At 38.1% G+C, this 20,220-nt stretch carries 21 protein-coding genes; 15 read left to right on the plus strand and 6 right to left on the minus strand.

Annotation, left to right across the window (positions count from 1 at the left end):
• Nucleotides 1-10: 10 nt before the first annotated feature.
• Together tyrS and FVB32_RS07245 are read left to right on the plus strand one after the other, a co-directional pair.
• Nucleotides 11-1,306 carry a tyrosine--tRNA ligase gene (gene tyrS, locus FVB32_RS07240; protein ID WP_147742636.1) on the plus strand — a complete coding sequence of 432 codons (1,296 nt, stop codon included), beginning with the start codon at nt 11-13 and terminating at the stop codon, nt 1,304-1,306.
• A 52-nt stretch (nt 1,307-1,358) separates the two neighbouring features.
• Nucleotides 1,359-1,748 carry a lipocalin-like domain-containing protein gene (locus FVB32_RS07245; protein ID WP_147742638.1) on the plus strand — a complete coding sequence of 130 codons (390 nt, stop codon included), beginning with the start codon at nt 1,359-1,361 and terminating at the stop codon, nt 1,746-1,748.
• 13 nt (nt 1,749-1,761) lie between these two features.
• Here the strand turns inward: FVB32_RS07245 and FVB32_RS07250 are convergent, their stop codons facing one another.
• The 5 genes from FVB32_RS07250 to FVB32_RS07270 all read right to left on the minus strand — a co-directional run bounded on the left by FVB32_RS07250 (nt 1,762) and on the right by FVB32_RS07270 (nt 7,786).
• Complete coding sequence (locus FVB32_RS07250) at nt 1,762-2,748, minus strand: long-chain-fatty-acid--protein ligase (protein ID WP_147742640.1); 987 nt, start codon at nt 2,746-2,748, stop codon at nt 1,762-1,764.
• 68 nt (nt 2,749-2,816) lie between these two features.
• A complete protein-coding gene (locus tag FVB32_RS07255; RefSeq protein WP_147742641.1) occupies nt 2,817-3,140 on the minus strand; it encodes a T9SS type A sorting domain-containing protein in 324 nt (107 codons plus the stop codon).
• 141 nt (nt 3,141-3,281) lie between these two features.
• Nucleotides 3,282-3,590, minus strand: coding sequence for a T9SS type A sorting domain-containing protein (locus FVB32_RS07260; protein WP_147742643.1), 309 nt, complete (start codon nt 3,588-3,590; stop codon nt 3,282-3,284).
• A gap of 149 nt (nt 3,591-3,739) precedes the next feature.
• On the minus strand, nt 3,740-4,939 hold the full coding sequence (locus FVB32_RS07265; RefSeq protein ID WP_147742645.1) for a multidrug transporter: 1,200 nt from the start codon (nt 4,937-4,939) through the stop codon (nt 3,740-3,742).
• Nucleotides 4,940-4,960: 21 nt separating this feature from the next.
• Complete coding sequence (locus FVB32_RS07270; protein WP_147742647.1) at nt 4,961-7,786, minus strand: TonB-dependent receptor; 2,826 nt, start codon at nt 7,784-7,786, stop codon at nt 4,961-4,963.
• Nucleotides 7,787-7,975: 189 nt separating this feature from the next.
• On the opposite strand from FVB32_RS07270, the gene FVB32_RS07275 reads away from it, so the two are divergent.
• The 10 genes from FVB32_RS07275 to FVB32_RS07320 all read left to right on the plus strand — a co-directional run bounded on the left by FVB32_RS07275 (nt 7,976) and on the right by FVB32_RS07320 (nt 14,827).
• A complete protein-coding gene (locus tag FVB32_RS07275; protein ID WP_147742649.1) occupies nt 7,976-8,662 on the plus strand; it encodes a response regulator transcription factor in 687 nt (228 codons plus the stop codon).
• Nucleotides 8,662-9,717: a sensor histidine kinase gene (locus FVB32_RS07280; RefSeq protein WP_147742651.1), complete on the plus strand. Its 1,056-nt coding sequence runs from the start codon at nt 8,662-8,664 to the stop codon at nt 9,715-9,717. The genes FVB32_RS07275 and FVB32_RS07280 overlap by 1 nt, the downstream gene beginning before the upstream one ends.
• 78 nt (nt 9,718-9,795) lie before the next feature.
• Nucleotides 9,796-10,467, plus strand: coding sequence for a tRNA (guanosine(46)-N7)-methyltransferase TrmB (trmB, locus tag FVB32_RS07285; protein WP_147742653.1), 672 nt, complete (start codon nt 9,796-9,798; stop codon nt 10,465-10,467).
• Nucleotides 10,468-11,094 (plus strand): LysE family transporter, encoded by a 627-nt coding sequence (locus tag FVB32_RS07290; RefSeq protein WP_147742655.1) that lies wholly within the window; start codon nt 10,468-10,470, stop codon nt 11,092-11,094.
• Between the two features lie 3 nt (nt 11,095-11,097).
• Complete coding sequence (locus FVB32_RS07295; protein ID WP_147742657.1) at nt 11,098-11,424, plus strand: MGMT family protein; 327 nt, start codon at nt 11,098-11,100, stop codon at nt 11,422-11,424.
• 119 nt (nt 11,425-11,543) lie between these two features.
• On the plus strand, nt 11,544-12,683 hold the full coding sequence (locus tag FVB32_RS07300) for an Mrp/NBP35 family ATP-binding protein (RefSeq protein ID WP_147742659.1): 1,140 nt from the start codon (nt 11,544-11,546) through the stop codon (nt 12,681-12,683).
• 2 nt (nt 12,684-12,685) lie between these two features.
• Entirely contained in the window at nt 12,686-12,925 is a 240-nt protein-coding gene (locus tag FVB32_RS07305) for a NifU family protein (RefSeq protein ID WP_147742661.1), read from the plus strand.
• Between the two features lie 69 nt (nt 12,926-12,994).
• Complete coding sequence (locus FVB32_RS07310; protein ID WP_147742663.1) at nt 12,995-14,053, plus strand: NAD(P)/FAD-dependent oxidoreductase; 1,059 nt, start codon at nt 12,995-12,997, stop codon at nt 14,051-14,053.
• A gap of 26 nt (nt 14,054-14,079) precedes the next feature.
• Complete coding sequence (locus tag FVB32_RS07315) at nt 14,080-14,427, plus strand: four helix bundle protein (RefSeq protein ID WP_147742665.1); 348 nt, start codon at nt 14,080-14,082, stop codon at nt 14,425-14,427.
• Between the two features lie 67 nt (nt 14,428-14,494).
• Entirely contained in the window at nt 14,495-14,827 is a 333-nt protein-coding gene (locus tag FVB32_RS07320; protein WP_147742667.1) for a 2Fe-2S iron-sulfur cluster-binding family protein, read from the plus strand.
• On the opposite strand, the gene FVB32_RS07325 is transcribed toward FVB32_RS07320, so the two are convergent.
• On the minus strand, nt 14,824-16,560 hold the full coding sequence (locus tag FVB32_RS07325; protein WP_147742669.1) for an ABC transporter ATP-binding protein: 1,737 nt from the start codon (nt 16,558-16,560) through the stop codon (nt 14,824-14,826). The genes FVB32_RS07320 and FVB32_RS07325 overlap by 4 nt on opposite strands.
• 184 nt (nt 16,561-16,744) lie before the next feature.
• Between FVB32_RS07325 and FVB32_RS07330 the strand changes: the two genes are divergently transcribed.
• From FVB32_RS07330 to FVB32_RS07340, 3 genes are all read left to right on the plus strand, one after another.
• The gene (locus FVB32_RS07330; RefSeq protein ID WP_246139841.1) at nt 16,745-17,740 is read left to right on the plus strand and encodes a TPM domain-containing protein; all 996 of its coding nucleotides are present in this window, start codon (nt 16,745-16,747) and stop codon (nt 17,738-17,740) included.
• Between the two features lie 97 nt (nt 17,741-17,837).
• A complete protein-coding gene (locus FVB32_RS07335; RefSeq protein ID WP_147742673.1) occupies nt 17,838-18,047 on the plus strand; it encodes an alkylphosphonate utilization protein in 210 nt (69 codons plus the stop codon).
• A 10-nt stretch (nt 18,048-18,057) separates the two neighbouring features.
• Nucleotides 18,058-20,220, plus strand: coding sequence for an acylase (locus FVB32_RS07340; RefSeq protein ID WP_147742675.1), 2,163 nt, complete (start codon nt 18,058-18,060; stop codon nt 20,218-20,220).

Here is a 20,220-nt window from a genome sequence, read left to right on the forward strand (position 1 = left end):
AAAGAATGCCATGACAAAAAATTTTGTTGAAGAGTTACAGTGGAGAGGAATGGTGCACGATATTATGCCTGGTGCGGAAGAACATCTTATGAAGGAAATGCAGGCAGCTTATGTTGGAATAGATCCAACTGCTGATTCTCTGCACATAGGGCATTTAGTGAGCGTAATGATGTTAAGGCACTTTCAATTAGCGGGGCATAAGCCTTTTGCATTGGTTGGCGGAGCAACAGGAATGATAGGAGACCCCTCTGGGAAATCGGCTGAACGTAATCTGTTGGATGAGAAAACGCTTAGACACAACCAAGAAGCTTTGAAAAAGCAATTAGGGCGATTTTTAGATTTTGAAAGCGATGCGGAAAACGCAGCGGTATTGGTGAACAATTATGATTGGATGAAGGATTTCTCATTCCTTGATTTTATCAGGGATGTTGGAAAACACATTACCGTTAATTATATGATGGCAAAAGATTCTGTCAAAAAAAGGCTTTCCTCCGATGCAAAAGAAGGAATGTCCTTTACAGAGTTTACGTATCAGTTGGTGCAGGGATATGATTTCTTGTATCTATACCAGAACCATAATTGTACGCTACAAATGGGAGGTAGTGACCAATGGGGAAATATCACAACTGGGACCGAGCTTATTAGAAGAATTGGTGGAGGCAAGGGGTTTGCACTTACGTGCCCTTTAATCACCAAGGCAGATGGCACTAAATTTGGAAAGACGGAAGGTGGTAATGTTTGGTTAGATGCAGAACGAACTTCACCCTATAAGTTTTATCAGTATTGGTTGAATACTTCGGATGAGGATGCGGAGAAGTACATTAAGATTTTTACTTTTCTTACACGAAAGGAAATTGAGGATTTGGTAGCGGCACATAAAGAAGAGCCGCATCTTAGATTGCTTCAGAAACGATTGGCTGAAGAAATCACCACACAAGTACATTCCAAGACCGATTTGGAAAATGCCATAAAAGCGAGCAATATATTGTTTGGAAAATCTACCTCTGATGATTTGAAAACACTGGACGAAAAAACATTCTTGGATATTTTTGAAGGTGTGCCGCAAGCACAGGTTGTGAAACAAGAGCTAGATTCAGGATTGGATATGATAGGTGCTTTAGCAGCAAAAACAGGTTTTCTGGCATCAAATGGGGAAGCCAGAAGGGAACTGAAACAAAATTCCATTTCTGTCAACAAACAAAAGGTAAAAGAAGATTACCAAATTACAGCTTCGGATTTGATTAATGACAAGTTTGTTTTGCTACAACGCGGAAAGAAGAACTATTTCGTATTGGTTGTTGCCTAAATCGCGCAACGTTTACTAGAATTCCCCGTCTAAAAGAAAATCAATTTACAACATGAAAAAGCTAGGTGTTCTTTTAATAACGGTTCTTTTGTTTACCAGTTGTTCTTCTGATGATGACACCGTAGCTGATTCTGGTTTAAATGGGACTTGGACCTTGACTAGGGTAAGCTGTTTTTGTGGTTTTGCAGACCCTCCAGAATTTGACCTAACCCAACTTACCTTTGATGCTGATACTAATGAAATCATTGTTTTAAATAATGGGGATCAGGTTTATTTTAGGGAAAATGGAACCTACTCTTATACAGGCAATGGAAGCAGGATTAGACTGGAAGATGGAAAATTTTATGATTTTGAAATTACGGGAGATACATTGTCATTGGTATTTGTAGATGAACCCATGATTGCAGACGATGAAGTTTCGTATTCTTTTGTTAGAAACTAAGTAAAAGAATAAGTCATAAAGCCATAAGGTTACAACCTCTAACATCAGAGTGGTCAAATCTGCCAAGAATCTCAAAAGTACCATCCTTGTATGCCTTGCCTAAATCTTGCGTGGCAATAAAGGAGCAGGAGTTTATGTTGGCCAAGTCTATTACATTAATCCCTCCTGTTTTTCCATGGGATTGAATTGTTAAGGGATCTTCGGTATCTCTGGTAACAACTTTCATCCAAGAAGGTGTTCTAAACCGTCCATCGCCAACGGAATAGGCTTGGGATAACAACTCGGTCATACCATATTCAGAATGGATTTTTGGCACTCCAAAAGCGTTTTTAAGGGTGGTGTGCAATTCTTCGCGAATCAATTCTTTACGTCTTCCCTTCATGCCACCGGTTTCCATAATAATGGTATTTTTTAAGCGCATCGGGAACTGTTCCGCTAAATCTAAAAGGGCATAAGAAACTCCAATCAATATAGTCTTGGTTTGCTTTTGTTTTAGTTGATGTAGCTTTTTATGTAGTGTCTCCAAATCATACAAATAAAAGCCACTTTCTGGGTGCTGTGATTTATTGACAAGGTCATTCGCCATATACACTAGCGAAGAACCTTCGCGCTCTAAATAGGAGGGCAATAGTGCCAAAATGCAATAATCGTTTATTGGACCATAAAAAAGATTAAAGCATTCAAGATAGCTTTGTTCATACAATTGTATGTCCGTTACATAATGTTTGCTGGTGGTATTTGAAGTTGTACCACTACTTTCAAAAATCACATCTGGATTTTGATTGGATGAGGTAATCCGATGTGTTTTAAAAAATTCAATAGGAAGAAATGGAATCTCTTGCTCCTTCAATACATTAGAAGTACTTTTTCCTAAATGGGTACAATAGGAGTTATATGCAGGGTTATTTTCAAACTGAAATCTAAAGATTTCCAACGCCAACAATTCAAATGTAGCAGGGTTTGCAATTGAAAAAATTTGTTGAATTCTTGAGGGATCCATTGAGCAACAAAAGTACCTAAAAATAAAAAAGCCCTTCAATTGAAGGGCTTTTTTAAGAGCAACTTTTTTTACTTAATGACTAATTTTCTAGTCATTGTTTTTTCCTGCTCGGTTACTTGAAGTACATATACTCCTGGAACCAATCTGGATATATTTAAGGTATTGGTTGAAATTCTGTCTGTTAACACAACATCGCCAAAAACATCGTAAATTTTTATCTGTTTACTTCCGTTTGAAGCGGTTGTTACATATACTTCCTCGCCATAGACGGGGTTGGGGTACATTTTAAAACCCTGTAATTCTTGAACCTGCTCAGTATTAACACTGACCAATTCTTGACCAAAGGTAAATAGGGGTAAAGCCATAATTAGAATAAAGTAGATTTTCTTCATATATGCTGATTTGGGGTAATAAGCAATATAAAAGTATGGAAACCTCTAAAAAAAAGCTATAAAATGTTGTGAAACAAAGAATTATGTAGGTAAAGTTGAAAAAGATGGTATTTTGTCGATGAAAAGCCTAAAATGGAGCAACTATTTAATAATCAGCTTTCTGGTAGCAACTTTGTTGTTTTCAAAGACTCTAAGGATGTAAACGCCCTTATCAAGGGTTGAAAGATTTAGTTCTCTGCCAATAATAGTGGTTTGGAGTACCTGGGTTCCCAAAACATCGAAAATCAGGATTTGTTTTGGCGCATTTTGGGTAGTTTCTATAAAAACTTTCCCATGCGGTACTGGATTGGGATACAGCTTAAACCCGTCTATATCTGCTCCTGCTTGGGAATTCTGGGAGAATCCAAGTGAACAAACAAAAAAGAAGAAGACGAGGTAAAGGTGCTTCATAAAGTATTGGTCACAAAGGGTATGCCACAAATATAAATAATTTGGGCGCTGATTTAGAATTGGTTACGGAAAAAAGCTACACTTTTCGATGAAGTGCAAAAAAAAAGCCCCTTTAAAGGGGCTTTCATATGCTATATTAAAATTATTTACTAGTCAATACCTACGGTCCATCCAGCACCCCAAGTAGCAATATCTGTACCTGTACCATTGCCAACACCTGATATTACATCAGCTTCATTGAATACTGCACCAGTATCGTTTTTTAAAGTAACAGTAACGTTGTTGAAAGTAACATCTACAATGTTTAAAAGGTCATCAAGTACTCCTTGACCTGTTGGATTGTCTCCTGCATCACCATCAAGATCAAAACCTTCTGCGTAGTTATTGATAACAACATTGGTGAAGGTACCTTGTGTACCTGCTCTTAACCTAATAGCTTCATCATCATCGTCTGTACCATCACCGACAATGGTCACGTTGGTCACGGTTGGAGCAGAAAAATACCCACCTTCATTGCTAAAATCCGTGTTATAGCCATCACACTCAAAAGCTTTATCATGTGCAGTTCCGTGTTGAACATAAACATCAGTAAGGGTTCCGATAAATCCTTCTGTCCAATCAATAGAATCATCTTCGGCATTAACAACAACCAAGTGACTTGCGCTAACAGTTCCCCCAAAGAATTCGAAACCGTCATCAGACCCTTCGAAGATTTGAACAAAGTCGATAGTTGTTCCAGTACCAACACCGTAAACAGATAAACCGTTTAATTCTGCATTTCCATCAATAGCACCCCCTGCATATTCGATTCTTACATATTCTACATTTCCAGAATTATCTGTAGGAGTATTTCCTCCAAAAGCTAGTGCACCGACCTCTGATGTTGCTATGTCTTCAGAACCATCAGGGGTTGAATTGATAGGCGCCCGCCCGCATAAAACTAATCCACCCCAATCACCTGAAGAAGGAGAAGTAGCATTTGATGTAAGCACAATCGGATTGCTTGAGGTGCCAACAGCATTTATTCTTGCTCCTTGTTGAATGGCAATATATGCATTGACGCCAATGGGCTCAGCTTTAACTGTCATACCAGCTGGAATTGTCAGAGTAGTACCGCTTGCCATTAGCACGGGTCCTGTAACGATATATTCAATAGCCGAATCCAATGTAAGGTCTGCGGTATACAATCCGTTAAGATTAACGGTAGTCTCTCCCGGTGTTTCACCACCTGAATTGTTATTAGTTGTTGTAACGCTATTGTCATTAATAACGATGTCTGAGGTATCGTCGCTCTCACAAGCAATGAATAAAGCGGCGGCTATACCTAAAAATAAAAACTTGTTTTTCATTTGTTCTTAGTTTAAAAAAAATTAAAATTTATATTTAAGGGTTAGCCCAACGTTAACCCCAAGGTTATACTCTCTTATAGTAATATCTCCAATTCCGGTTCCCTCTCTTACAAAAGAGATGTCTGGGTCTAGAATATTTTTGGCTGAAAGATTTGCTTCAAAATGTTCTCCAAAGGAGTTTTTCCAAACAAAATTCAAAGTAGGAACTGCCTTTTCTACAATGTTTCCAAGACTACCTGATCCTAATGAGAAAATTCGATCAGAGAAGTATGAGAAAGCAACTGTTGCTTTTGGTTTATAGTTTCCAAAAGCAGGACTATAGTTTACATCTGCGTTTATGATAAATGGTGAAGCACCTTCCAGTTCTTCTGAGTCGCGATCAAATGTGGTTCCAAAAGTATTTTCAGTACCACCTGGAATATCTTTAAGGTCTTGATCGGTATTTGTATATGCAGCATTTAGGCCTACAGACACCACAGCATTATCATCGTTGTCTATTAAAAGGTTCTTTCTTACCTCTAGTTCAACACCATATACGTCTGCTTGCTCTCCTGTTCTAAAGTAGCGTTGTGTTCCAGTTGCATCTGCTGCCACAACTCGGTTTACAGGATCTTTAATGGTTTTTGCAAAGGCGGCTATAGATATGATTTCTCCACGTTCCAAGAACCATTCATACTTAATATCATAGTTAAATATATCTGAATAGGTAGCCCCATTTCCATCCAATCCACCTAATAAATCTGGGTTACCACCTACACGTTGGGTAACAGATTCATATACAAATGGTGCAACTTCTTTGAATTCTGGAAAAGAAGCAGTTTTGCTAAATCCGAACCTAAGGTTAGAATCATCATTTAATGCATAACGAACATTTAAACTGGGTAAAAAGATGTTTTCATAAACGTTTCTGAACCCTGGATCTGTAGCACTAATGTTGATTACATCATATTCTACCTTTTGGCTATAGGATTCTACCCTGATTCCAGGAATCACACTGATTTTTTCATTTAATTCAAGTTCGGCAGTTCCATAAACTGCATGAACATTTAAATTACCCTTATAGGTGTTTTCTGGAAGACCTGGTCTGTTTCTATTTCCAATATCATTATTTATTGGATTTAGTACCAGTAAATCCCATAACCCCTCACCATCAGGAATATTAATGTTAGTAACATCAAAAATTGTATTGAAATTATTGACATCGGTTATTGGGGTATTGTCTCTATCCTGAATTTCATAACCATAGCGAATACTGTTGAACCTTCTTTCTTTTCTACGCCCGTTGTATCCAAAATTGAATTTTACTTTTTCAGAAGCCTGATACCCTAAGTTTAAGAAGCTGTTAAGCTCATCATCTTCAATGCTCTGAAAAAACCTTTGATTGTCAAAAGGAATATTTGTGTAGAAAACAGGATTGGTATTTGTATCATTGTCGAGAGATAATTGGTAATTCTCTAGGGTAATACGTTTTCTATCTGGCTCATCGGAAAAGACTTTGTTGAATCCGGTTCCCCAATCCAAAGACAGTTTTTCATTAAAAACATGTTGACCTGTCAATTGGTTTACAAAAATCATGTCTTGGTTGAACTGAACGTTCATTACAAAAAAACCTTCATCCGTGGTAAGAATGGCATCTCTATTTGTTCCCAACCCGTTAACTCCGTAAAAACCAACAGCATCAGTGGAACTATTAATGAAGAGCGAACTGTACTTTATTTTATTTTCATTGTCGATTTTATAGGTGATGTTGCCTAAGGCAGTTGTTGTGGTTTTATAAGCAAACTCCCTTACGTTGGGAAAATCCACTTTTAATACGTTTGTAAAATCCCTGGCAGGTCCTTCCCATAACTCGTAACCATTTCCAAAGCTTGCAGCTCCAAAAAAGCTTAGTCTAGAATCACCATCATTAAAATTAAAAGAGTACCCTCCTTCAATAGCGCCGGAAATATTTACTGGACTCCATGATTCTTGAGGATCTACACCATGCGATAAAACAATGGCAAATGGATCATTGTCATATCTATTATAAAATCCAAAATCACTAGGACCTTCGCTTCTTACAAAATTTTCACCTGAAGCATTGCTGTTTATTCCAGAGCCCAGGGAAATTTCAAAATATCCATCACCAGTATATTCCTTAGAATCAATGTTAACATTGCCTGCAGCAAAATCTCCATAAAAAGTTGGACTGTATGCTTTGCTTACGGATACGTTTTCAATGATGCTAGAAGAGAAAAGATCAAGATTAATATTCTTTTTGTTTACATCATTGGAAGGAAGGGAGAGACCATTCATGGTTGTATTTTGGTAACGATCTCCAAGTCCTCTCACATAAACATTACTTGAACCTTGTTGTTTAGAAATACCAGAAATTTGAGCTACAGCTGCTGCAGCATCGTCTATGCCTTTAAGTGTTAACGCTTCTGCGCTAATTGCTTCTTGAATTACTAGTGCGTTTTTTTGCTGAAGTAACAAAGCTACCTCTGAATCTTTTCTTGCCGATGTAGTCACCACCACCTCATCTAAACCAAAACTACTGGCTCCAAGACCTGTATTTACTTCCGTTACCTTATCGGCCTCAACCACCACGTTAGGAACCTCAAGTGTTTCATATCCTAAAAAACTTATAACCAAAGTATAAGTTCCAGGTTCAACATCGGTAATTTCATATAAACCATCAAAATCCGAAGTTGTTCCCATTGTAGTTCCTTTTATAAGAACATTGGCAAAAGGAAGTGGATCATCATTAAGCTCTTTATCGGTTAACTTACCCACAATACTGCCGTTCTCTTGAGCAATACTGGCAAGGGTGAATAAGGAAAAGACAAGTATTAAATAAGTTTTCATACGGTATTCTGTTGGATTAGAATTTGGTGGCAAAGAACGCTACGGGTTGTAAAAGCGATGTTAGGCTCGCGTTAAGTGTTTATTTGAAAACTGTTACAATAATGTTATGACATTAAATCAATGTTAAGCATTGATGAGGTTATAGTATTATATTTACATTTGGGCGATCAACATAAAAAATACCATCCCATGAAAACAAAGGACATTAAGATTCTACTTGTTGATGATGAACCAGATATTCTAGAAATTGTAAGCTATAATCTCTCTTCTGAGGGGTACGAAGTTTTTACCGCAAAAAACGGAATAGAAGGTGTGGCAAAAGCAAAGAAAAAAACGCCTCATTTGATTATTCTAGATGTTATGATGCCAGAAATGGACGGCATTGAAGCCTGTGAGATTATTAGAAGCACTCCAGGACTTGAGAATACCATTATCACTTTTCTTACCGCACGCGGAGAAGATTATTCGCAGGTAGCTGGTTTTGATGCTGGAGCAGATGATTACATCACGAAGCCTATTAAGCCCAAGGTTTTGCTGAGCAAAGTAAAAGCACTGCTAAGAAGATTAAAAGAGGATAAAACTGAGGTAGAGGATATTGTGAAGGTTGGCAATATCGTCATTAACAGAGAAGAATACAAAATTGTCAATAACGGGGAGGAAATTGTACTTCCCAGAAAAGAATTTGAGCTTTTGTCATTATTGACCTCCAAACCAAACAAGGTATTTAAAAGAGAAGTTATTTTAGATAAAGTATGGGGTAATGAGGTCGTTGTAGGTGGCCGTACCATAGATGTCCACATTAGAAAATTACGGGAAAAAATAGGGGATCACCACTTTAAAACAGTTAAAGGTGTGGGGTATAAGTTTGTATTGTAATGGCAATAAAAATAAGGAAATCGTATAAGTTTGCCTTAAGGTCGTCCTTTCTAATTACTGTTTTCCTTGCGGCATTATTTGTTGTATTCCTGTTCTTAAATGACCAGCTAAATTGGCTGCACTTCGTTATGTTTACTTTAGTTTGTTTTGGGGTATGTTTTGCCATTATTCAAATTAGGGTCGAGCGGTTTATCTACAGGCGTGTGAAAAAAATATATGATGATGTATCCTTGTTGGAATCTTCGTCATTCTCTTCCAAGCCAATTACTACCGACATGAAAACCTTGATCCAGGAAATTGAAAAGTTCGCTGAAGGTAAAAAAATAGAGATAGACACATTAAAAATTAGAGAAGAATATAGAAAGGATTTTTTAGGAAACGTCTCCCATGAACTAAAGACACCACTTTTTACCGTGCAGGGGTATATTCTAACACTGTTGGATGGTGCCATGAACGATAAAAAAATCAGGGAAAAGTATTTAACACGGGCCAATAAAGGTGTAGAACGTCTCATTTATATTGTAAAAGATTTGGATCTAATTACCAAGCTTGAAGCTGGCGAGTTGAAACTAGACCGTGAGGATTTTGATATTGTTGAACTCATTCAAAACGTATTTGACCTTTTGGAGATGAAAGCTGCCGGAAAGGAAATTACGCTCACTTTTGATATGGAATACACAACACCTGTTTATGTGAATGCAGACAGGGAAAAAATACAGCAGCTGATCAGTAACCTACTTGTAAATTCAATCAAATACGGTCACCCAGATGGAACAACAGAAGTAAGTGTTGAGAATCTTGTAAAAAACAAGGTTATCATTCGAGTTACAGATAATGGTGTTGGTATTCCAAAACAACATATTCCAAGGCTTTTTGAACGGTTTTATCGCGTAGATCCAAGTGGTAGTCGTAAAGAAGGAGGTTCTGGACTGGGGCTATCTATAGTAAAACATATTATTGAAGCCCATGATGAAAAGATTTATGTGGAAAGTGAAGTAGAAATTGGGTCTGAATTTTCCTTTACTTTAGAAAAAACGAAGAACAGAACTTCATAATTAATATCTACTTCAAATTACTTTTGGATTTCCTTAGTTTTGCTAAAACATTAAGTTTTTGCTCAATTAAAGAAATACGTGGGAAGTAAGAACAAACTAAAGAGATTTAAGGAGAACGAAACGTTTACAAACGTTATTCAACCCTCAAGAGAGGAGATTTTGGATGGTTTTAAACTAAAAGGAGACTGGAAGGCCTTTTTTAAAAATGAAAACCCCATTATTTTGGAATTGGGTTGTGGTAAGGGAGAATATACGGTAGAACTTGCCAAACGTAATCCCAACAAAAATTACATTGGAATTGACATAAAAGGAGCCCGATTTTGGAAAGGGGCCAAAGATGCCCAAGAAAAGGGACTGGGCAATGTAGCTTTTCTGCGTACACAAATCGAATTAATAGATCTTCTTTTTGGGCAACATGAGGTAGATGATATCTGGATTACCTTTCCCGATCCTCAAATAAAATATAAGCGTACCAAGCATCGATTAACAAATCCAATTTTTCTAAAAAAATACCAACACATTCTTAAAACAGACGGGGTTGTAAACCTAAAAACGGACAGTGAGTTCATGCATGGCTACACCCTTGGCCTTTTGCAGGGATTGGGACATGAAATACGGTACTCAAACCATGATGTTTATAAAAATGCAGGCAGCCCGCCTGAAGTTTTGGAAATTCAAACATTTTATGAAAATCAGTATCTTGAGAAAGGAAAACCAATCACGTACATCCAATTTAGGATCAATAACTAAATGACGCACCTGCTTATTCTTTTTCTTGCTACTTTTTTAGCAGCCTTTGTAGCTTCGGCTCCACCCGGGCTATTAAATGTCAATGCGGCTAAAACAAGCGTTGAGAAAGGTAAAGGCAATGGGATTATTTTTGGTTTGGGAGTAGCCGTAATGGTAATGCTCCAAACCTATGTCGCAGTAAGAATAGCAAAATACCTTTCAAGAAATCCTGAAGTAATTGGTATGCTTTTGCAAATTGCTTTGGTCGTTTTTGCAACTTTGGCAATTTTTTTCTTTTTGAAAGGAAGAAAACAAAACAATCATTCCACTGAATTTGAGCAAGCTAAAAAGCGAAGTAGTTTTAGCAAGGGACTTTTTTTAGCTGCGATAAACCTTCTAACCATACCTTATTATAGCGGCTTAAATACGTTATTTCATGGCCAGGGATTTATGAATTATGAGGTCATTGATGAGGTTATTTTTATTTTGGCTGCAGGTTTTGGCACTTTCTTGGTAATGTACCTTTATGCCTTTTATTTTAATAAAATGGAGCAAAAGACCAAACGTTTTTCAAAAAACTCCAATTATATTCTGAGTGTTTTGATGGTTGTTTTATTGATGATAACAGTAATTAAAATGTGCTACTAGTAAATGGAGGAAAAGAATTTTTTTGATAAGGTTTATGAGGTGGCAAAGCTAATTCCATATGGAAGGGTAACTTCATATGGGGCCATAGCAAAATATTTGGGCGCAGCACGAAGTGCCAGAATGGTGGGTTGGGCCATGAACAACTCAGCAGCAAAAGATGTTCCTGCACACCGCGTTGTCAATAGAATTGGTGTCCTTACAGGAAAGCATCATTTTGATGGCACTGGTCTTATGCAACAACTTTTGGAAAATGAGGGTGTCAAGATCAAGGATAATCAAATTGTGGATTTTAAAAAGCACTTTTGGGACCCTTGGAAAGAACTGGGGTAGCATAAACTCCGACTATTCCATCATCTTCATTTTCAATATACAATCTTCATTATCTTAACCCAAGGCCGTATCTTTGTAATTTAGAATCAGTTTAAACGACTGCAATTAAAACAGGATTAATGAAGCTGAACAAAGCAGACATTCTCAAAGCATTAGAAAACATATCCGCTCCTGGGGAAGGCCAAAACCTAGTCGAAAGTGGCGCAGTGACCAATGTACAGGTATTTGGAGATGAAGTTGAGGTGGATGTTACCATTAAAAACCCAACGCTTCAAGCAAAGAAGAAGACAGAAGTGGAGATTTTAAAAATCATCCACAGAGAGGTTTATGAAAAAGCAAAGATTAAGGTCAACCTTAAGGTTGATGCACCTTCAAAACCTAAAGTAAACCAGATTAAAGGGAATCCAATTCCAGGTATTCAAAATATCATAGCCGTTGCCTCTGGAAAAGGCGGCGTGGGAAAATCTACCGTTACTGCTAATTTAGCTGTTACACTGGCCAAAATGGGCTTTAAAGTGGGATTGTTAGATACCGATATTTATGGGCCATCCATGCCTATTATGTTCGATGTTGCTTTGGAAAAACCATTATCCATCAATGTAGACGGAAAGCCAAAGATGAAACCTGTTGAAAATTATGGGGTCAAATTGCTTTCTATTGGGTTTTTCACGCAGCCCAATCAAGCTGTAATTTGGAGAGGGCCAATGGCTTCAAAAGCCTTAAATCAAATGATTTTTGATGCGCATTGGGGTGAGCTCGACTTTCTTTTACTGGACTTGCCTCCAGGCACTGGAGATATTCATTTAAGTATTATGCAGTCGTTACCGGTTACTGGTGCCGTAGTGGTTAGTACGCCACAAGAAATTGCGTTGGCAGATGCGAGAAAAGGAGTTGCCATGTTCCAGCAAGAGGCTATTAGCGTTCCTGTGCTGGGCATTGTTGAAAACATGGCCTATTTTACACCTGAAGAACTGCCTAACAACAAATACCATATCTTTGGAAAAGGTGGCGCTAAAAATTTAGCAGAAGATTTGGATACACCATTTTTAGGTGAGATTCCTTTGGTTCAGAGTATTAGAGAAGCGGGTGATGTTGGTAGACCAGCTGCTATGCAAACAGCTACACCCATTGAAGAAGCATTTGAGGAACTGACCAAAAATGTAGTTCAGGAATTGGTAAGGAGAAATACAGATTTGCCACCAACTGAAGCAATAAAGATTACAACAATGGCAGGATGTGCTGCCGTTAAAAAGAAATGACAATGACATCAGAAGAGATAAAAACAAATGTAGAAAAAGCCTTGGATGAAATTCGTCCGTTTTTACAAAGTGACGGAGGAGACATTTCATTGATTTCCATAGACAATGGAAGTTCGGTCAAGGTTAAACTTGAGGGCAATTGCATTGGTTGCAGTGTTAACCAAATGACCTTAAAAAGTGGTGTTGAAATGACCATTAAGAAGTACGTTCCCCAAATTGAAGAAGTCATTAACGTAAGCTAGCCTGACAAAAATCATAAAACCTTCCTATAACAAATCTTAAGTTGCGCAGATATCTAAATACGATTCTGGATGATTAAAACAGATATACTGATAATTGGAGCGGGCCCTACGGGTCTTTTTGCTGTTTTTGAGGCAGGTTTGCTACAACTAAAATGCCATTTAATAGATGCTTTGCCACAACCAGGAGGGCAATGCTCAGAAATATATCCTAAAAAACCCATCTATGACATACCCGGTTTTCCAGAAGTTTTGGCAGGGGAACTAGTGGATAATTTAATGGAGCAGATAAAGCCATTTCAACCTGGGTTTACTTTGGGAGAACGCGCAGAGAAAATTGAAAAACTGGAAGACGGTTCTTTTATAGTTACTACGAACAAAGGAACGCAACACCATGCACCAATTATTGCCATTGCAGGTGGTTTGGGGAGTTTTGAACCAAGAAAACCCCTTCTGGCTGATCTATCCAAATATGAAGATAATGGTGTTGCCTACATGATCAAGGAACCAGAAATCTATCGGGACAAGAAGGTGCTAATAGCTGGAGGAGGCGATTCTGCTTTGGATTGGTCCATTTTTCTTGCTGATATAGCTTCAGAAGTGACTTTAGTCCATAGAAGGAACGAGTTTCGTGGAGCTTTGGACTCGGTAGAGAAAGTGCAACAATTAAAAAATCAAGGAAGAATCAATTTAATAACACCTTCTGAGGTTGTTGGTTTACATGGCGATGAAAAATTGGAAAAGGTTTCCATCAAAAGAACAGATACTTCTGAAGAAATTGATTTAGAAGTGGATAATTTTATCCCCTTATTTGGACTTTCCCCAAAATTGGGACCTATTGCTGATTGGGGCTTGGAAATTGAGAAAAACGCTATAAAGGTGGACAACACCTTGGATTATCAAACCAATATTCCGGGAATCTATGCCATTGGCGATGTGAACACCTATCCAGGAAAATTAAAACTGATTCTATGCGGTTTTCATGAGGCAACCTTAATGTGCCAGAGTGCATACCAACGTATATTTCCAGATAAGAAATACGTAATGAAGTATACTACTGTTGGTGGTGTAACTGGATTTGATGGAAGCAAGAAAGAGGCACCGAAGGCTGTGATTAAATCTATTGATTAAGTTGGATAGTTGGTTAGTGAAATAGTATGACAGTACAACGTTTTGAAGATTTGAAAATGTGGCAAAAATCCCAAGACTTGGCTGTTGAGATATACTCGATATTCTCAAAAACCAATGACTTCGGTTTCAGAGATCAAATTACCAGAGCATCAGTTTCAATTTCAAACAATATAGCTGAAGGTTTTGAGAGACAATCCAATGCTGATTTCAAAAGATTTCTTTATTTCGCACTAGCTTCTAACAGCCAAGTTAGATCAATGTCATATTTGTCAGAAAGGTTAGATTATACCGATAAAGACAAATCAAAGATATTGATTGAAAAGACCAATGAAGTTTCAAAAATGTTGTATGCCTTTATAAAATCTATGAAATGAAGCAGAGTTATATTTACTTCATAAATAATTCACTGTTACACTAACCCACTATTTTCACTAGATAACTATGTCCGACATTAAAATAAAGATTACCGACCGCGATGGTGTATTGCATGAAGTGGATGCACCGACAGATATGAACATGAACTTGATGGAGGTGGTTCGTTCTTATGAACTTGCTCCAGAGGGAACAATCGGAATTTGTGGTGGAATGGCCATGTGTGCCTCATGCCAATGTTATATCAAGTCTGATCATTCCCTCCCTGAAAAATCTGATGATGAAGAGGCCATGTTGGCCGAAGCCTTCTTTGTTGAAGATAATAGCCGATTAGGTTGCCAAATTCATATGACGGACGCTTTGGATGGCTTGGAAGTGGAACTGGCTCCAGAAGAAGCTTAAATCCTAGCTTGGTAGGTAAACAGGTTATAATATCTTCCTTCGGCGGCAATTAATTCATCATGGGTGCCTTGTTCGGCAATCTTGCCATTTTCAATCACTAAAATTTGATCAGCTTTTCTGATGGTGCTTAAACGGTGAGCAATTACAAAAGTGGTTCTTCCTTTGGTAAGTTCGGCCAAACTTTTTTGAATCAATGCTTCGGATTCGGTATCAAGACTAGAAGTGGCTTCATCCAAAATAAGAATCTTTGGATCAGCCAAAACCGCTCTTGCTATAGCTATACGTTGACGTTGTCCTCCAGAGAGTTTTACGCCGCGTTCGCCAATAAGCGTATCTAAACCATCATCAAAACGACTCGTGAACTCATCTACATATGCAGCTTTAACAGCCTGTAGCAATTTATCTTCAGTAGCATCAGGTCTTGGAAAAAGAATGTTTTCCCGTATAGTCCCTTCAAATAAGAAATCATCTTGCAACACTACTCCTAAGTGTTGTCTAAAACTGTTTAGATTAACCTTCGACATGTCTTGTCCATCAATGGTAATAACTCCTGAATTCGGATTTAGAAAGCTTGCTGCCAAGCCTGCAATTGTCGATTTTCCAGAGCCTGAACTGCCTACTAGAGCAATAACTTCACCTGGCTTTACATCAAAACTAATATGATGCAAGACCTCTTTGTCTTCCTCATATGAAAAAGAAACATCGGAAAAGCGCATTCGCCCAACAATGGAATCCAAAGTAATGGTTCGTTCCTCTTCGTTAGATTCAGCAACCATGTTCATTAACTCCTCCGTACGGTCTAAACCCGCTAACGCTTCAGTAAGCTGACTTCCAATATTGCTCATTTGTACAATAGGGGCAATCATAAGACCTAGAAGCACTGTAAACTCAACAAATTGACCCACAGTAAGGGTCCCTTCTATAATGTTATAACCACCAAACCCCATTACACTAGTAGTGGCAATCCCTAATAGAAAGATAGAAGAACTGGTCATAAATGCAGTAGTAGTGAGGCTCTTTTTTACGTTTTGGTATAAACGATCCACTCCAAGTTCAAACACGTGTTGTTCTTGCTGTTCGGCATTAAAGCCTTTGATAACTCGAATTCCGCCCAAAGTCTCTGTTAAGCGCCCTTTTACTTCCGCATTGATTTTACCACGATTTCTAAAGATTGGTCGGATAATTTTGAAAGCTTTCAACGCGATTATGGAGAATATAATTAGCGGGATAAACGTAAAAAGTGTCATAAAAACACTAATGTCCAATAATAGAATCAAGGAAACCACAGCTGTAATAATACCGCCTACCAATTGCACCAAACCAGTTCCTATTAAGTTGCGCACACCCTCAACATCAGACATAATGCGGGAAACCAAAGCGCCAGATTTGGTATTATCGAAAAAACGAATGGGAAGGGAAAGCACTTTTTTCTGCACCTGTGCCCTTAGTTCTGAGATGAGGTATTGCGCCTGTACGCTTAAGATTCTCGTCAATAAAAAAGAAGTGACAGCTTGCACAAAAATGGCTAGCATCACACCGGCAACTAAATATTTGAGCATGTTGATGTCTTTTTTTACAATTACATCATCAATCAAATACCTAGACGCTATCGGCGTTACAAAACTTGCTGCTTTGCTGATTGCAATAAGCAAAAGACCTACGAAGACAATAGTTCTTTTGGGCCAAATAATGGTTTTAAAAGCGTTTAAAATGCTAACTTTTTTCTCTGCCATAGGATCTCTTCAAAAGAGTCTGCAAGTTACTTGAAATTATATGGAGATAAAACCATAAACCAAGTAGGTCAAATCAGATGCCCAAGACTAAGCAACAAATAGTATATTTAGGTGTTTTTCAGTATTGAAGTGTATGAGTAAGAATTCACTTTTTTGTTTTTTATTCCTGATTTCATCTTTGTGTATGTCACAAAATCGTTATTTGGAGTTAAGAGAAATAGTGACTGATAGTTCAAAAATATTTTCTGCTCAAGAACTGGAAATTCTAAAAACAAAACTCACCAATTTTGAAAAAGAAACCACCAATCAATTGGTGATTCTTACCATAAATGCACTTGATGGTGAAACTATTGAGACATATGCTAACGGTACATTTAATCAAAATGGAATAGGGCAGCAGGAAAAGGATAACGGAATCCTTATTCTTTTTGTAAAAGACGATAGGGAAGTCCGTATTGAGGTGGGGTATGGCCTAGAACCCTATATTACGGATGCCGTAGCGTCCAGAATTATTAGGAATACTATGATTCCTGAATTCAAAGAGGCGAATTATTTTCAGGGATTGGACTTAGCTACGGACCAACTTATTGAATTTCTAAATAACCCTGAGGCATTGGAAGAATTCAAGAATGAAATAGCGGCTGAGGGTGAAATGGGGCTTGGAATCAAGATTTTTATACTACTGTTCCTGTCCATTTTTGTTGCGGCAGGTAGCTTTATCTTTTACAAAGCATATTCCAGTGTGGTCGAGATTTTCAGAGGAATGTTCATTGGAAAACTTGGAATTTTGCAAGGAGTGTTTATGATGTTGTTTGGTTTTATTCCAGTGTTGTTTTCATTGGTTTTTATCCTAATGCCCTTATTCTTTGCAACTATGATTTTTGAGCTGGGAATAGATTATGATCATTTGTTGAACAGCGACACATGGATATATGTAGTTCTGGTCAGCTTTTTTGCATTTACCATGCTCTTGGCGGTGTTGAAAATCCTGATTAAAGGGAAGGATGATTTTAAGCTTTCCCTCTATAAAAATGATAAAACCTATATGCGTAAAACTTTTTCATCTACAGGAAGCCATTCCTTTGGCTCAAGCTCAGGTTCTTCATTTGGAAGTAGTTCAGGTGGATTTTCCGGTGGAGGGGGAAGCTCTGGAGGAGGAGGTTCCAGTGGCAGTTGGTAAAACAGAAGAAAACAAATAATATTCCATCCAACTTCATAAATAAAGCATTAGCAATTCAATTCTAATTCCTGTATTTTCACTCCTTCAAAGATGAACTATGGAGACAAAGGACAGCAATGGAAACCTTCTGGAAGATGGTGATAACGTGCATGTAACCAAAGATTTAAAGATCAAGGGAATGTCCAAAACCCTTAAAAGAGGTAATGTGATCAAAAATATTCGCCTAACAAACAACTCCCAAGAGGTGGAGTGTAGGGTTGGGAAATCTCAAATTGTATTAAAAACCCAGTTTTTGAAAAAAGCTTAAATAAACTACCATGCGAATACTATCCTTACTTGTGTTGCTGGTCATCACATCATGCGCACAAAAGCCTAAAACAGAAGTTGAGAAATGGCAAGCTCAAGCTGAGAATATTACCATTATCCGTGACGATTTTGGAGTGCCCCATATTTATGGAAAATCTGATGCAGATGCTGTCTTTGGATTATTGTATGCCCAATGTGAGGACGATTTTAATCGCGTAGAGCAAAACTACATTTGGGCTACGGGAAGGTTGGCAGAGGTCGAAGGAGAAGATGCATTGTATAGTGATCTAAGGGCAAGACTTTTTATGAGCGAAGATGAAGCAAAAGCCAATTATGAAAAAAGCCCCGAATGGCTTAAGGAACTTTGTAATGCTTTTGCTGATGGCATCAATTATTATTTGCATACCCATCCCGAAGTGAAACCCAGACTGCTTACCCGATTTGAACCATGGATGCCCATGTATTTTAGTGAGGGTTCCATAGGCGGGGATATTGAACGAATTTCAGTAAGAAAGATAAAAGCTTTCTATGAAAGCGGAATGGAAATTCCAGAGATGGAAGCATTGAAAATGAAAAAAGAAGAAGAAATGGCAGAACCGCAAGGATCTAATGGAATTGCTATTTCAGGAAAGTTGACGGAGTCTGGTAATGCTATGTTGTTGATAAATCCTCATACTTCTTTCTATTTTAGAGGAGAAGTACATGTGGTTTCAGAAGAAGGTCTGAATGCCTATGGAGCTGTGACTTGGGGACAGTTTTTTGTCTACCAGGGTTTCAATGAAAAAACAGGATGGATGCATACATCAACATATACGGATGTGATGGATGAGTTCAAAGAAGTCATTGTGAAGAACGATGGAAAATTGTTTTATCAGTACGGAGAAGAACTTCGACCTGTGGAAGTATCAGAAGTGACCTTAACATATAAAGAAGGCGAAGCTTTAAAAGAAAAAACCTTTCCCATGTACCATACGCATCATGGACCTATAACGCATGCTGTGGATGGTCAATGGACTGCTTCTGCGATGATGTGGGAGCCTGTAAAAGCGTTGGAGCAATCCCATATTAGAACCAAGCAAGATGGCTATAAAGGGTTTCGGGAAATGATGGATATCCGAACCAATTCATCTAACAATACGGTCTATGCAGATGCTGAAGGGAATATTGCCTATTTCCACGGCAATTTTATTCCAAAGCGAGATACTATTTTTGATTATGCGGAACCTGTAGATGGAAGCAATCCCAAAACAGATTGGCAAGGCCTTCATACAGTAGATGAAAATATATTGGTGCTTAATCCAGGAAATGGTTGGATTCAGAATTGCAATTCCACTCCGTATACATCCGCTCTTGAATTCAGTCCAAAGAGAGAAAATTATCCAAATTATATGTCGATAGATCGTGAGAACTTTCGTGGGGTACATGCGATTGAACTCCTTACGGATAGGAGCGGATATACACTGGATAGTTTAATTGCATTAGCACATGACACCTACTTACCAGCTTTTGAAGCATTGATTCCAGGGTTGATTAAGGCATATGATGAAAATCCAATATCAAAATTAAAGGAACCGATAGCGGTTTTAAGAAATTGGGACTACAGAACTTCAAAAGAAGCTATTGCAATGACTCTTGCGCATTACTATGGAACTAAAAGTTATAGAAATGCCGAAAGACCTGAAGGGATGACACCAATGCAATTAATAGCATATTGGGGTAGTGAATCACCTCAAAAGGAAAAACTAACACTTTTTGAAGAAGTAATCGACCAATTGGAGGCAGATTTTGGCACATGGCAAATGCCTTGGGGCGAAGTTCATAGGTATCAAAGGCTTAATGGGGATATTCGTCAACCATTTGATGATGCCAAGCCAAGTATTCCCATAGGGTTCGCTAGTGGCCGTTGGGGTGCCTTAGCTGCATATGGAGAACGTTACAATAACGGAACCAAAAAAATCTATGGTACCAGAGGTAACAGTTTTGTTGCTGCCGTAGAGTTTGGAGAAAAAGTAAAAGCGAAAACAATTTTGGCAGGGGGGCAAAGTGGAAATCCAGATTCACCACATTTTGATGACCAAATTCAAATGTATGCAGATGTTAAATGGAAAGATGCAGCGTACTACAAGGAAGATGTGCTAAAAAGAGCGGTGAAGACCTATAAACCAGGGGAATAA

Origin of the sequence: Flagellimonas hymeniacidonis (genome assembly GCF_008040165.1) — a bacterium.
GTDB classification, from domain to species: Bacteria; Bacteroidota; Bacteroidia; order Flavobacteriales; family Flavobacteriaceae; genus Flagellimonas; species Flagellimonas hymeniacidonis.

Bases quoted from the DNA above. Each gene is read 5' to 3' on its own strand.
- tyrS (WP_147742636.1), top strand. From the start codon at position 11: ATGACAAAAAATTTTGTTGAAGAGTTACAGTGGAGAGGAATGGTGCAC.
- FVB32_RS07245 (WP_147742638.1), top strand. From the start codon at position 1,359: ATGAAAAAGCTAGGTGTTCTTTTAATAACGGTTCTTTTGTTTACCAGT.
- FVB32_RS07250 (WP_147742640.1), bottom strand. From the start codon at position 2,748: ATGGATCCCTCAAGAATTCAACAAATTTTTTCAATTGCAAACCCTGCT.
- FVB32_RS07255 (WP_147742641.1), bottom strand. From the start codon at position 3,140: ATGAAGAAAATCTACTTTATTCTAATTATGGCTTTACCCCTATTTACC.
- FVB32_RS07260 (WP_147742643.1), bottom strand. From the start codon at position 3,590: ATGAAGCACCTTTACCTCGTCTTCTTCTTTTTTGTTTGTTCACTTGGA.
- FVB32_RS07265 (WP_147742645.1), bottom strand. From the start codon at position 4,939: ATGAAAAACAAGTTTTTATTTTTAGGTATAGCCGCCGCTTTATTCATT.
- FVB32_RS07270 (WP_147742647.1), bottom strand. From the start codon at position 7,786: ATGAAAACTTATTTAATACTTGTCTTTTCCTTATTCACCCTTGCCAGT.
- FVB32_RS07275 (WP_147742649.1), top strand. From the start codon at position 7,976: ATGAAAACAAAGGACATTAAGATTCTACTTGTTGATGATGAACCAGAT.
- FVB32_RS07280 (WP_147742651.1), top strand. From the start codon at position 8,662: ATGGCAATAAAAATAAGGAAATCGTATAAGTTTGCCTTAAGGTCGTCC.
- FVB32_RS07290 (WP_147742655.1), top strand. From the start codon at position 10,468: ATGACGCACCTGCTTATTCTTTTTCTTGCTACTTTTTTAGCAGCCTTT.
- FVB32_RS07295 (WP_147742657.1), top strand. From the start codon at position 11,098: ATGGAGGAAAAGAATTTTTTTGATAAGGTTTATGAGGTGGCAAAGCTA.
- FVB32_RS07300 (WP_147742659.1), top strand. From the start codon at position 11,544: ATGAAGCTGAACAAAGCAGACATTCTCAAAGCATTAGAAAACATATCC.
- FVB32_RS07305 (WP_147742661.1), top strand. From the start codon at position 12,686: ATGACATCAGAAGAGATAAAAACAAATGTAGAAAAAGCCTTGGATGAA.
- FVB32_RS07310 (WP_147742663.1), top strand. From the start codon at position 12,995: ATGATTAAAACAGATATACTGATAATTGGAGCGGGCCCTACGGGTCTT.
- FVB32_RS07315 (WP_147742665.1), top strand. From the start codon at position 14,080: ATGACAGTACAACGTTTTGAAGATTTGAAAATGTGGCAAAAATCCCAA.
- FVB32_RS07320 (WP_147742667.1), top strand. From the start codon at position 14,495: ATGTCCGACATTAAAATAAAGATTACCGACCGCGATGGTGTATTGCAT.
- FVB32_RS07325 (WP_147742669.1), bottom strand. From the start codon at position 16,560: ATGGCAGAGAAAAAAGTTAGCATTTTAAACGCTTTTAAAACCATTATT.
- FVB32_RS07330 (WP_246139841.1), top strand. From the start codon at position 16,745: ATGTCACAAAATCGTTATTTGGAGTTAAGAGAAATAGTGACTGATAGT.
- FVB32_RS07335 (WP_147742673.1), top strand. From the start codon at position 17,838: ATGGAGACAAAGGACAGCAATGGAAACCTTCTGGAAGATGGTGATAAC.
- FVB32_RS07340 (WP_147742675.1), top strand. From the start codon at position 18,058: ATGCGAATACTATCCTTACTTGTGTTGCTGGTCATCACATCATGCGCA.